General features: G+C 71.2%; 9 protein-coding genes. 4 read left to right on the top strand and 5 right to left on the bottom strand.

Annotated elements, in window-relative coordinates:
• Positions 1-27: 27 nt before the first annotated feature.
• Positions 28-1,014: a hypothetical protein gene (locus P696_RS0124255; RefSeq protein ID WP_026414369.1), complete on the top strand. Its 987-nt coding sequence runs from the start codon at positions 28-30 to the stop codon at positions 1,012-1,014.
• 8 nt (positions 1,015-1,022) lie between these two features.
• Positions 1,023-1,451, top strand: coding sequence for a hypothetical protein (locus P696_RS0124250; protein WP_026414368.1), 429 nt, complete (start codon positions 1,023-1,025; stop codon positions 1,449-1,451).
• Positions 1,452-1,690: 239 nt separating this feature from the next.
• Here the strand turns inward: P696_RS0124250 and P696_RS0124245 are convergent, their stop codons facing one another.
• Positions 1,691-2,521: a TatD family hydrolase gene (locus P696_RS0124245; protein WP_026414367.1), complete on the bottom strand. Its 831-nt coding sequence runs from the start codon at positions 2,519-2,521 to the stop codon at positions 1,691-1,693.
• Positions 2,518-4,314: a methionine--tRNA ligase gene (gene metG, locus P696_RS0124240; protein ID WP_026414366.1), complete on the bottom strand. Its 1,797-nt coding sequence runs from the start codon at positions 4,312-4,314 to the stop codon at positions 2,518-2,520. Before metG ends, P696_RS0124245 begins: the two co-directional genes overlap by 4 nt.
• 284 nt (positions 4,315-4,598) lie before the next feature.
• Here metG and P696_RS47710 point away from each other — a divergent pair, with 284 nt between their 5' ends.
• Positions 4,599-6,164 (top strand): ArnT family glycosyltransferase, encoded by a 1,566-nt coding sequence (locus tag P696_RS47710; RefSeq protein WP_245627791.1) that lies wholly within the window; start codon positions 4,599-4,601, stop codon positions 6,162-6,164.
• Positions 6,165-6,213: 49 nt separating this feature from the next.
• On the opposite strand, the gene P696_RS47705 is transcribed toward P696_RS47710, so the two are convergent.
• Positions 6,214-8,004 carry a phospholipid carrier-dependent glycosyltransferase gene (locus tag P696_RS47705; RefSeq protein ID WP_051468089.1) on the bottom strand — a complete coding sequence of 597 codons (1,791 nt, stop codon included), beginning with the start codon at positions 8,002-8,004 and terminating at the stop codon, positions 6,214-6,216.
• Positions 8,005-8,285: 281 nt separating this feature from the next.
• Positions 8,286-9,758 (bottom strand): glycosyltransferase family 2 protein, encoded by a 1,473-nt coding sequence (locus tag P696_RS47700; protein WP_245627790.1) that lies wholly within the window; start codon positions 9,756-9,758, stop codon positions 8,286-8,288.
• A gap of 311 nt (positions 9,759-10,069) precedes the next feature.
• Here P696_RS47700 and P696_RS47695 point away from each other — a divergent pair, with 311 nt between their 5' ends.
• Positions 10,070-11,704, top strand: a complete 1,635-nt coding sequence (locus P696_RS47695) for a phospholipid carrier-dependent glycosyltransferase (RefSeq protein ID WP_051468088.1) — start codon at positions 10,070-10,072, stop codon at positions 11,702-11,704.
• A 342-nt stretch (positions 11,705-12,046) separates the two neighbouring features.
• Here P696_RS47695 and P696_RS47690 read toward each other — a convergent pair whose 3' ends face one another.
• Positions 12,047-12,352 carry a hypothetical protein gene (locus tag P696_RS47690; RefSeq protein ID WP_157429884.1) on the bottom strand — a complete coding sequence of 102 codons (306 nt, stop codon included), beginning with the start codon at positions 12,350-12,352 and terminating at the stop codon, positions 12,047-12,049.
• Positions 12,353-12,356: the final 4 nt, after the last annotated feature.

Below are 12,356 nucleotides of genomic sequence, written 5' to 3'. Positions count from 1 at the left end.
CGACGTTCCGATCGTCCGGGAGGGCCGATGCCGAAGTCGCCGGGCGTGGAGACCGTCCTCTTCGGGGCGTTCGCCGTCGCCCTCCTCGTCTGGCCGGCGAGCGTCGCCTACACCCTGCTGGCGGGCGATCGGGCGACCGCCCACGTCGTCGAATGCCATGACCGGCCGATCGGCCGGGGCACGAAGCTGGCCTGCACCGGCACGTGGCGGACCCGTGACGGCGTCGGAGGCCCCGACGATCTCTACAACCTGGACCGGCGCGACGTCGGACATGACGTCACCGTCCGGTCCGGGCCGTTCGGCCTCTACGGGCACGGCCTCGGGCGCGCCTGGCCGGGCCTCCTCGGAGCCATGCTCGGCCCGTTGCTCTTCGGCGCGCGCTTCGTCACCCAACTGGCCGTCATCCCCGTTCACCGCCGCCGCCGGGACGAGCACCGCGCAGCCCTGGCCGCCCTCGGAGCGATCACCGTCACCCGCGGCGAGGCATGGGCGCCGGACGGAACACCGCTGGTCACGACGATCCGCTCCGTCCGCGGACGGCTCCACGTCGAGGGCCCGGACGAAAGAACCCTCATCCAGATCGAGGCCCTTGGTCGCACCGGCCCTGAGGGTCAGGCCAGGGACGACGGCACGACCGGGCCTGAGGGTCAGGCCAGGGACGACGGCGCGACCGGGCCTGTGGGCCAGGCCGGGGCCGACAGCGGCGACGAGAGCGGCTGGGCGCTGTATGACGCGGACGGCGCTCCTCTGGGCCGCCTCGCCTCCACCCTCGACGTCGCCGACGGGTCCCTGCGGTTCGAGCTCCTCGGCCCGTCCGATGCCCCGGTCGTCGTGTTCGCGCTGGACACGTCGGCGGCCGGGCTTCGCTTCGCAATCACGGACGCGACGGGGCGGCAGGTGGGCTCGGCCTGGCCGAAGGACGACAAATGGCTCGTTCGGGTCGATCCCGGGGTGGATCCCTGGATGCGGAACGTGGCGGTAGCCTTCGCTCTCATTCGGTACCGGACGTCCTGAGGAGCCTCATGCGCGCGCTGCGTTCACGAGCCGCGGTGTTCCTCTACGTGGTCGCATTGGCGTTCGCCGTCTGGCCCGTCGCGATCGCATACACCGTGCTGGCGGGCGAGAAGGCCCACGCGCGCGTGCTGTCCTGCCACCGCTCGCACACCGGCCACGTGCGCACAACGACCTGCACCGGCACGTGGATCCGGACCGACGGCTCACCCGGCGACGGCAAGATCTACAACGTGGACGAGCGCGACTACGGCCGCGACATCACGATCCGCTTCGGCCCGTTCGGGCCCTACGGGCACGGGTGGGGACGGCACGTCCCGCCCGCGACCGGCGGCTTCGGCATCGGCGTCGCCGCCTGCCTCGGCGTCCTGGCCATGCTCGTCCTGGACCGCAGGAAGAAGGACGCCGCCGCCGCATGGCGCGCCTCCCAGAAACGCTGAGCGCCTGGGAGCCGCGCTCGATCGCGCAGCGCTCCCTGGCCACTGGGCGACGGCGAACCCCGGCGGCCGTGAGCAGTCGCCAGGGCTCGCGCGGCGCTCCTCGCCCCCAGGAGACGCCGGACCCCGGCGGCCGAGCGGTCGCCAGGGCTCTCGCGGCGCTCCTCAGCCCCAGGAGACGCCGAGCCCCGGCGGCCGGAGCGGTCGCCGGGGCGTCGGGCACGTTCAGCGGGCCGGGTGGGTCACCAGGGGCCGAAGACGCGTTCGCCGTTGGCGGCGATGGCGCGGCACAGGTCGTCCACGGAGACGCCCTTGTAGTCGGCCATGAAACGGACCGTGTGCGGGATGAGGTAGGACGCGTTCGGCTTGCCCCGGTTCGGGACCGGGGTGAGGAACGGCGCGTCGGTCTCGACCAGGATCAGGTCGAGGGGCGCGACCGTCAGGGCGTCCCGCAGGGGCTGGGCGTTCTTGAAGGTGATGTTGCCCGCGAAGCTCATCACGTAGCCGCGCTCGGCGCAGACCTCGGCCATCGCGGCGTCGCCGGAGAAGCAGTGGAACACCGTCTTCTCGGGCGCGCCCTCCTCCTCCAGGACGCGCAGGACGTCGTCGTGCGCGTCGCGATCGTGGATCACCAGGGCCTTGCCGCTGCGCTTGGCGATCTCGATGTGCGCGCGGAACGAGCGGTGCTGGTCCTCCTTGGGGGCCCAGTCGCGGTAGTAGTCGAGCCCGGTCTCGCCGATCGCGCGGACCTTGGGACGCCGTGCCAGGACGGCGATGTCGTTCAGGACGTCATCGGTGACACCGGTCGTGTCGTTGGGGTGGATCGCCACGCCCGCGTACACGTCGTCGAACTCGTCGGCGGTGTCGGCGCACAGCCGCGAGGACGCCAGGTCGACCCCGATCGTGACGATCCGGGTGATGCCCGCCGCCTTCGCGGCCGCTACCTGCTCCTGGACGGGCAGCCCGACCAGGTCGAGGTGGCAATGGCTGTCGAAGACGTCCACCGGCAGCCGGTCGGGCAGCGGCGGGAACGGGCGAGCGGCCTCGCCGTTGCCTCGCGCCTCCGCGGTCACTCGCCCTCCAGGCGGGCCAGCTCGTCGGTGATGACCGAGTCGTCCAGCTTGGTGAACAGCGGGGTCGGCTTGGTCAGCGGCACGCCCGGGGTGATCGGACGCGACTCCCAGACGGCCTTCTCGACGGTGTAGTCGCCGGTCAGGATCGGGTAGTCGGGGCCGCCCTCCTCCGAGACGGTCTCCAGCCGCGGCTGCGCGGCCCACACGCCCTCGCCGCCGAGCAGCTCGTGCACCTTCTGCGACGAGGACGGCAGGAACGGGGTGAGCAGCGACTTGGCGTCGTCGACGACCTGCAGCGCGGTGTGCAGGATCGACTGGACGCGGGCCGGGTCGTCCTTGAGCTTCCAGGGGGCCTGGTCGGACAGGTACCGGTTGGCGTCGCGGACGACCTCGAGCGCCTCGGTGATGCCGTTCTTGAACCGGGACCGCTCGAGCTCGGCGCCGACCCTGCCGAACGCCTCGCGGCTGCGCGCGAGCAGCGCCCGGTCGGTGTCGTTCAGGTCGCCCGCCCTGGGGATGGCGCCGTAGTTCTTGGCGGCCATGTTCACCGACCGGTTGACCAGGTTGCCCCAGGCCGCGACCAGCTCGTCGTTGTTGCGGCGGACGAACCCCGACCAGGTGAAGTCGGTGTCGTTGTTCTCTGGCCCGGCGACCGCGATGTAGTACCGCAGCGCGTCGACGTCGTACCGCTCGAGGAAGTCCTTCACGTAGATGACGACCTGGCGAGACGAGGAGAACTTGCGGCCCTCCATCGTCAGGAACTCCGACGACACGACCTCGGTGGGCACGTTCAGCGCGCCGAGCGAGCCGGCCGTGCCGCCCTTGTCGCCCTGGCCGTCGTAGCCCATCAGCATCGCCGGCCAGATCTCGGCGTGGAAGACGATGTTGTCCTTGCCCATGAAGTAGTACGACAGGGCGTTCGGGTCCTGCCACCAGGCGCGCCAGGCCTCGGGGTCGCCGGAGCGGCGGGCCCACTCGACCGAGGCCGAGAAGTAGCCGACGACGGCGTCGAACCAGACGTACAGCTTCTTGGCCGGGTTCTCGCGCCAGCCGTCGAGCGGGATCGGCACGCCCCAGTCGAGGTCACGGGAGATCGCGCGCGGCTGGAGGTCGTCCAGCAGGTTGAGGGCGAACTTCAGCACGTTCGGCCGCCACTGGCCCTGTTTGCCCTTCAGGTACCGGCCGAGGACCTCGGTGAACGCCGGGAGGTCGAGCATGAAGTGCTCGGTCTCGACGAACCTGGGCTTCTCCCCGTTGATCCGCGACACCGGGTTGATCAGGTCGATCGGGTCGAGCTGGTTGCCGCAGTTGTCGCACTGGTCGCCCCGCGCGCCGTCGTAGCCGCAGATCGGGCAGGTGCCCTCGATGTAGCGGTCGGGCAGGGTGCGGCCGGTGGACGGCGAGATCGCGCCCATCGTGGTCTTGGGGAAGATGTAGCCGTTGTCGTACAGACCCTTGAAGATCTCCTGGACGACCGCGTAGTGGTTGCGCGTGGTCGTCCGGGTGAACAGGTCGTAGCTCATGCCGAGGCCGCGCAGGTCCTCGGCGATGGCGAGGTTGTAGCGGTCGGCCAGCTCGCGGGCGCTCACGCCCTCCTTGTCGGCCTGGACCTGGATGGGCGTGCCGTGCTCGTCGGTGCCGCTCACCATGAGGACCTGGTTGCCCGCCATCCGCTGGTAGCGGCTGAACATGTCGGCGGGCAGCGCGAATCCGGAGACGTGCCCGAGGTGGCGGGGCCCGTTGGCGTACGGCCAGGCGGGCGCGGTGAGGATGTGTCGGCTCGACGAGGACATGGTCCAAGGGTAGAGGGCGAGCCCGGCCCGTCCGAACTGATATCCCCGCCTGTGGACAACCCGTCCCGAACGCCCGGTCACAGGCCGGTCACGGAAGGGGGGACGCTTCCTGAAAGGTCACTGACGGTTCGGCGTCGTCGCGGGCCCCGCCCCGGAACGTCCCGCTAGCCTGCAGAACTGGCCGATGACGTGCGGAGACGCTGGAGCGGAGCAGGGTTTTGGTTGACGCGGACACGGCCCCCACGGCCGTCTCTGAGACCTCGGCCGGCGCCCCGGGGGCGGGCGTGAGGGGCTGGGCGCGGCGGCATCGGCTGGTGCTGGCCCTGACCGCCCTGGTCGCCGCCTGCGGGGTCGGCCTCCAGTACGTCCTCATGGTCCCGCCGCTGTACTTCGACCCGTACTACGTCTGGCTCGCGGCGCGCGACTGGCCGGACGTCCCGCTCGAGCAGTGGCCGTTCTCCGAGGTCCCGCACCAGGTGACGCGGGTCGGGCTGGTGCTGCCCGCCCGGCTGGCGCAGGAGGTCCTCGGGCCGGGGCAGATCGCCTACTTCACGGTCACGGCGCTCGGCGTGACGCTGTTCCTCGTCGGGTGCTTCCTGGCCGTCCGGTCGCTGTTCGGGAACCTGGCCGGGCTGGCGTCCGTGCTGGTCATCGTCGTGAACCCGCTGTTCACGATGACCAACCCGTTCGGGCACGAGCTCGGCTGGTCGACCGGCGTGATGCTGCCGGACATGCCCGGCGCGGGCCTGTTCTCGCTCGGCATGGCCGCGCTGGTCACCTCGTCCCGCCGGACGGGACGCGACCGGACGCGCTGGCTCCTCACCGCCGGGACGTTCTACGGGCTGGCCTTCCTGAGCCGCGAGTTCGTGGCGTTCATGTTCGTCGCCATCCCGGTCTTCCTCGTCCTGCTGCGGATCCCGTGGCGGCGGAACGTCACGGTCGGGATCCCGATGGCCGTGATCCTCGTGGCCGACCTGGTGCACAACCAGATCGTCTGGGGGAACCCCCTCGCCGGGCTGATCTCGGCGGCCGAGCACGGCGGCCTGTCGCGCGACCACGTGACGCGGAAGCTGGCCGCCGAGTCGTTCACCCGGGCCTTCCACGACTGGAGCGCGCTCGGCTCGGTCTTCATCGCGGCCCTCGCGCTCGGCGTCGCCGGCTGGCTCGTCACGCGGGACCGGCGGCTGCTGCTCGCGCTCGTCTGGTTCCTGGCGCTCGCCGTCCCGATCACCCTGCTCTCCGGGGTCGTGGACCCGAAGTCGATCTCGCTGCGCGCCTGGCTGCCCCGCTACTGGGACGCGGTGCTCCCCGCGATCCTGGCCGCCGGTTTCGGCACGGTCGCCCTCCTCTGGCAACGCGTCCCGGACCGTTCCAGGCGGCGGCTCGGCCGTCCCGCAGCGGTGCTCGCGGTCGCGCTGGCCGCCTCGTACGTGGTCGTGTGCGTCCGGGCCGTCCCGGACCTGCCGCGCGACACCGCCTGGAACGAGCTGCGGACCTGGCTGCGCGGACGGAACGACATCACGACGATCTACTCCGACCGGCGGCTCGCGCAGACCCTGACCTTCTACGTCCGCGATCCCTGGGGGAACAGGACCTGGAACGGGCGGATCGAGTCGTGGCCGCACGACCACTACAGCCTGCCGGTCGAGGCGTTCAGCGCGCCCGTCCTGTGGACGCGCTGGCGCGGTCAGGAGTCGCAGATCCTCGGCGGCTGGCGGCCCAAGCGGCAGAAGGGCTGGCAGCGGCTCTGGAAGTCGTCCGACGGCGTCCTGCAGGTCTGGGACCACCCGTCCACACTGGGCCAGGCTCCGCCGACCACGACCCCGCCGGACCGCTCGGACCTCCACTGACCGGACGCGGTTCAGGGCTGACCGGACGCGCGCCGGTCGGTCGTGGCGGTCAGTCGTGGCGCCAGGCCACCCAGCCGCCCTCGGGGCTGGTCCGGGTCTCGACGACGTGCCAGCCCGCCGGGGGCTTCCCACGCCGCCAGGACTTGTCCGGCGAGCCCCTCCCCCGCCAGCCCATGATGATCAGGTCGGCGCGGTCCGCGGGCGGTTCGTGCCGCTTCCCGTCGAACTCGACGGTCTTGCTCCACCAGACGTCGTAGATCATCGGGAGGCGGAGCTTCCACGGGACCTGCCAGTCCACCGCGACCCGCTCGTGCGGCACGGCCAGGTCGTCCAGGCGGGCGATCGGGGTGAACCGGCGGACGAGCGGCCGGGAGATCTCCGCCGTGGCCGTCCCGGTCATGCCGAGCTCGACGACGACGAGCGTCCCGGCGAGGACGACCATGGCCTTGCGTCCGCGCAGCGCCCACACCACCAGGACGGCCAGCCCCAGCAGCGCCAGCCCGGCGGCCGTGGCCCGCCACAGATGGAACCTCTCCCAGTCCAGCGTCAGGAAGGACGACTCGGGGAAGTCGAACGGCGTGAAGACGTACCTGGTCAGGCGGTCGCCCGCGTACCAGTGGACGGCCGCGCCGGACGCCGCCGCGAACGCTGCCGTCCCGCCCACCGCGAACGCCAGCGTCCGCCGGGACGCCCGGACGAGCACCGCGATCCCGGCCCCGACCAGCAGCGGCGCGAAGCAGGCCAGGTAGCGGCCGTACACGTAGTTCCCCACGCGGACCTCGTCGGGCAGCGCCGCCGACGTGGCGACCGCGATCCCCCCGATGGACGCCAGGACGGCCAGCGCCAGCAGGCGCAGCCGCGGCTCGGTCCCGCGCCGGAAGGCCAGGGAACCGCAGCCGAGCAGCCCGATCCCGGCGAGCCCGCCCGTCCCGACGACCAGGTACCAGAGCTGCCCGACGGCGAGCGAGAACGTCCAGCCGAGCCCGTCCGCGCTGGTCAGCCTCTGGCGCAGGTTGTCCTCGAGGTTGTTGTCACCCATCGGGTAAAGGACGTGGAAAAGGTGGGAGTTCAGCTTCGTCCCGGCGAGGAAGAGCGCGCCCAGCGCCAGCGCCGCGAGCGCCGTCTGCCAGAACGGGCGCCACCGTCGGACGGCCGCCACCAGGAGCAGCACCGCGTGGACGGCGATGATCACGACTCCCCGCGAGTGCGTGACGCACGCGTACGCGGCCAGCAGCGCGGCCCCGACCGCGGCGGCGGCCTGGACGCGCGGGCTCCCGCTCGTGAACCACGTGTGCGCGAGCAGGAGCCAGCCCAGCACCACCGCGGGCAGGATGGCGTCGGTCAGCACGAACTCGCTGTAGAAGACCGTGGCGGGCAGCAGCGCGACGACGTTCGCGAAGAGGAACGCCCGTCCGGAGGTGAGCCCGAAGCGCCGCAGGAGCACGTACGCCAGCGGCAGGACCAGCGCCCCCACGAGCGCGTTGACCACCAGGCACAGGCGGTAGACGGTCTCCGGATCGTTCACGAACTCGAACACCGGCAGCAGGAGCATCGGATAGCCGCCCCGGTACACCGTGCCGTAGGACATGTCGGCGGGCGGCCCGCCGGTGAGGACCCGCGCGGCGAACAGGTAGCCGGTCTCGTCCGGGGTGGCGACCGGCATCGACTGACCGCTCGCGAACGCCAGGCGGATCCCGACCTGGGCGACCCACGCGACGACGAGGAGCAGGCCCCAGCGCCGTCCTCCGGGAAGCCCGGAATCCGCGGCGGACGTCCCCGACGCCTCCGGCCGCGCGCTCTTCGTGGTGGTCTCGGCCGAAGCGGCGGGGTCGGTCAGCATCGGACCCGCGGCCGGGCGCGGACGGTCGCAATCGGTTGATCCATTGCTCCCTCAGGCTGCCACATCACCGCGAATGCGACGTCTTCGGCCAGGAAACACTCAGCAACTTCTCGGCATAAGCGACGTTCGTCCACCCGCCCGTCACCCGCCCTTCACCCACGAGGACGCCGAGGACGCGAACGAGCCCCGGGCGGTGGGCCCGGGGCTCGTCAGGGGTGTGAGATCGCGCGGCGTCGAGAGCCGTGCGGTGCTGCGGCGCGGTGGTGCCGTGGTGCGGGAGGTCAGGCCCCGGACTTCTCCGGGTCGCCCTTCTCGGCGCCGTCGGCCTCGGCCTTGTCGGACACGGCCTTGGCCTTCGCAGACGCCGTCTTCGCAGACGCCGTCTTCGCGGACGCGGCCTTGGCCTTCGGCTTCGAGGCGGTCTTGGCGGCGGCCTTGGTCTCGGACCCGGCCTTCGCCGTGACGCCGACCTTCCCGGCCGCCTTCTCAGCGGCCTTCTCGGTGGTGGCCTCCGCGGCCTTAGCGGCGGCCTCGCGCTCGACGGCGACCTTCTCGACCGCCGCGTCCACGACGCCCGCGGCCTCGTCGGCGACGTCCACCAGCGGCGGCGCCTGGCGGCGGCGGATGCCGAGGATGGAGACGAACATCGCGCCGAAGATCGTCTGGAAGCTCATCACCAGCGCGGTCGCGGACGGCACGACGATGCGCAGCGAGTGCCGCGGGTCGAGCTCACCGAAGTTGTTGACCCGCCAGTGCATGACCGAGGCGACCAGGCCCGCCAGGCCCGCGGCGGCCAGCAGGCCGCCGATCACCAGGCCCTTCTCCATGCTCAGCCAGGAGGTCAGTTTGCGCACCCGGGTGTCGGTCGGCAGGAATCCCTCCTGCGCCGCGTACACCTTGGTGAGGATGGCGAAGATCACCGCCTGGAAGCCGATCACCATCGCCGCGCCCGCGCCCACGAGCGTGTCGACGTCGAACGCGATGTCGCCGATCCGGACCGGGCCGGACGCGAGCGCGATCCCCGCGACGAGCCCGAGCGTCATGAAGACCAGGCCCGGGATCAGGAACAGCCAGCGGGGGCTGTAGAGCATGAGGAAGCGGAGGTGGCGCCAGCCGTCGCGCCAGGTGTTCAGGTGCGGCGGACGCGACCGTCCGTCCTGCGAGAGCGTCGTCGGCCGCTCGCGGATGTCGAGCTTGGCGAGGGTGGCCTTGACGACCATCTCGCTGGCGAACTCCATGCCGCCGGTCTGCAGGCCGAGGCGCAGGATCGACTGCCGGTTGAAGGCGCGCAGCCCGCAGTGGAAGTCGCCGATCTTGCTGCCGAAGAACAGCCGTCCGACGAAGCTCAGCACCGGGTTGCCCAGGTAGCGGTGCAGCGGCGGCATGGCGCCCTCGGCGATCCCGCCCTGGAACCGGTTGCCCATGACCAGGTCGGCGCCGTCGCGCAGGTCCTCGAGGAAGGGCCCGAGGGTGGCGAAGTCGTAGGAGTCGTCGGCGTCGCCCATGGCCACGTACTTGCCGCGGGCGGCGCGGATGCCCCCCATCAGCGCGTTGCCGTAGCCCTTGTCGGCGACGGGCACCACGCGGGCCCCGGCCTCGCGGGCGATCTGCTGGCTGCCGTCGGTGCTGCCGTTGTCCGCGATGACGACCTCGCCATCGATGCCCTGCTCCTCGAAGAACGCCAGCGTCTTGCGGATGCAGGTTTCGAGGGTCTCGGCCTCGTTCAGACATGGCATCACTACGGAGAGTTCCACGCGATCTCCTTCGTTACCCCTGGTGACCGTCTGCGGCACTTTCAACTACTCTCGACGTGTTCCGCGGGACGGCGTGTCATCGTTCATGATGCCCGCCGGAGACGGATCAAGCGGGCCGCAAGGTCCGAGAGCGCCCGTATCGTGTTGCCTGTTCGCAACTCGAAGACCCTCTCCGCCGCGGCCGCCGGCGGCACTCTAGGGGCACAAGCATACGGGCACCACGGCCCGGGAGGGGTGGGGCCGCTGTGACGCAGGCGGGAGAACGGGGATCCGCCGGGTCCGGCCCGGGAGCGAAGGCAGGAGGCTCCGCGATGGCGAAACCCCCGGTGGAGGGCGCGCCGGAGGGTCCGGTTCTGGCGGGTGGGGACGCGCCGGCGGCGGGGACCGGGCAGGAGGTCAGCGAGACCGAGATCCAGGCGGTGATCGACGCCGCCGAGCAGGAGGCCGCGAACGCGGGCGGTCCGGGCGATGACCAGCGGGTCTCGCCGGCCGACCGGCTGCGTCGCGCGTGGGCGCGTTTCCACGGCCTGGTCCGCCGTAACCCACTGTTCACTGTGATCCTCGTCATAGCGGCGGCCCTGCGCGGGATCGCGATGGTCGGCTACCGGCCCGCGATGTTCTTCAACGACAGCTTCGACTACCTGCACGTCGCGATGAGCCCGTACCCGCACCAGCTGCGGCCCGACGGGTACTCCTTCTTCCTCTGGATCCTCAAGCCTTTCCATAGTTTCGCCCTGGTCGTCGGCGTCCAGCACCTCATGGGCCTCGGCATGGGCGTGATGGTCTACGCGCTGCTGCGGCACCGGTTCCGCCTGCCCGGCTGGGGCGCGACGCTCGCCGCCGTCCCGGTGCTGCTGGACGCCTACCAGATCCAGCTGGAGCAGCTCGTCCTGTCGGACGTGCAGTTCACCTTCCTGACCATGGCCGCGGTGACGCTGCTGCTGTGGAAGGACCGTCCGTCCTGGCGGGTCGCGGCGCTGATCGGCCTGGTGATCGGGATCTCCTGGCTGACCCGCTCGGTCGGCCTGCCGGTGCTGCTCGGCGTGCTCGGCTACATGGTCGTCCGGTGGATGAACTGGCGCGTGCTGGCCGCGACGATCGTCGCCTGCGCGCTCCCGGTCGTGGCGTACATGTCCTGGTACAAGGCCGAGGAGGGCAAGTTCGCGATCACCGACAGCAACGGGTTCTTCCTGTTCGCCCGGGTCTACAAGTTCGCCGACTGCCACAAGATCAAGAACCTGCCGGTGGAGGAGATGATCCTCTGCACCGAGAAGGACGGCACCCGCCTGCCGAACTCCCAGGACGGCATCTGGAACGAGGCGTCCCCGCTCAACCGCTACACCGGCACCCGCTGGGACCCCGAGAAGAACCGCCTGGGCAACGACTACGCCAAGCGCGTGATCCTGGCCCAGCCCGGTGACTACGCCCAGACGGTCTGGCACGACTTCTTCCGCGTCTTCGACTGGAAGCGGACGGTCTTCCCCGACAAGTCCACCTACTCCCAGTACGAGTTCGGCACCAAGGCCCGCCCCAACCCCACCTGGCCGATGGGCAGCGGCGCCAGCGCCGCCGAGGAGGCCGACGCCTACGAGCGCGGCTCGGCGAGCACCCGCCTCACCCACCCGTTCGCCGACGTCATCCGCGTCTACCAGGACCACGTCTACCTGCGCGGCACCCTGCTGGGCGTCCTGCTGGTGGTCAGCCTGGGCGGCATGGTCCCCCTCTGGCGCCGCTTCGGCGGCCCCGCCCTGCTCCCCTGGACCCTCGCGATCGGCCTGCTCCTGGCCCCGGCCGCCACCGCGGAGTTCGACTACCGCTACGTCCTCCCCGCCGTCCCCCTGGCCGGCCTGGCCACGGGCATCGCCTTCACCGCCGACGTCCGAGCCAAATACGCCCGCCTGTTCACCCGGCGCAAAAAGAAGCCCGAAACCCCCGCGCCCGCCTGACCCAGGGCGCACAAAAAGGGCCGAGCTAAATCTTCCTAAAAAAGAGCGAACGCAAAAATAACCCGACGAAAACCTACCCGCCGCGAGAACGCGAGAGGCGTCCGCAAGGACGCACACTCTGAGTCACGCCACCCGCAGGCGTCACAAGACCCGGGCGAGAGCGCGCACGCTCAGCCACAGGAACCACGCGACGACCGCAACCGGCGCGAGCGCGCTACCAACCGCGCGAGGCAAGGCCGAAGGCGAGCCCCGCGCGGTTGATCGCGAAGCGATGCCGCGCTCGCACGAGCATCCGGGCTGAGGGCGAGCCCCCAGGCGAGCTCTCAGAGCCGGAGGCTCAATTTAATACGCGTGCAGGCGGCGTAGCCGGAAGACGAGTTCGAGGTCGTCGCCCTTGCGCGTCGGGGGGACGGCGTGGTGGCGGCGCCACGGAGCCGGCCAGGCCCGGACGCGGGCGCGCTGGCAGTCGGGGCACAGATGCTCGGTCCAGGGTGTGGTGCAGGAGTGGCCGTCGTGCTCGTAGGCGACCGCCTCACCGCCGTGCCCGTCCGCCACGTGCCGGACCTCGAACTCCTCGTCCCAGGTGCGACCGCAGTTCTGGCACTCGTACACCCAGACCTCGTGGTTCGACCATGCCTCGTGAAGCACGATC

The organism is Actinomadura oligospora ATCC 43269, from assembly GCF_000518265.1.
Taxonomy (GTDB): domain Bacteria; phylum Actinomycetota; class Actinomycetes; order Streptosporangiales; family Streptosporangiaceae; genus Spirillospora; species Spirillospora oligospora.
This window is presented reverse-complemented; position numbering and strand designations above follow the sequence as displayed.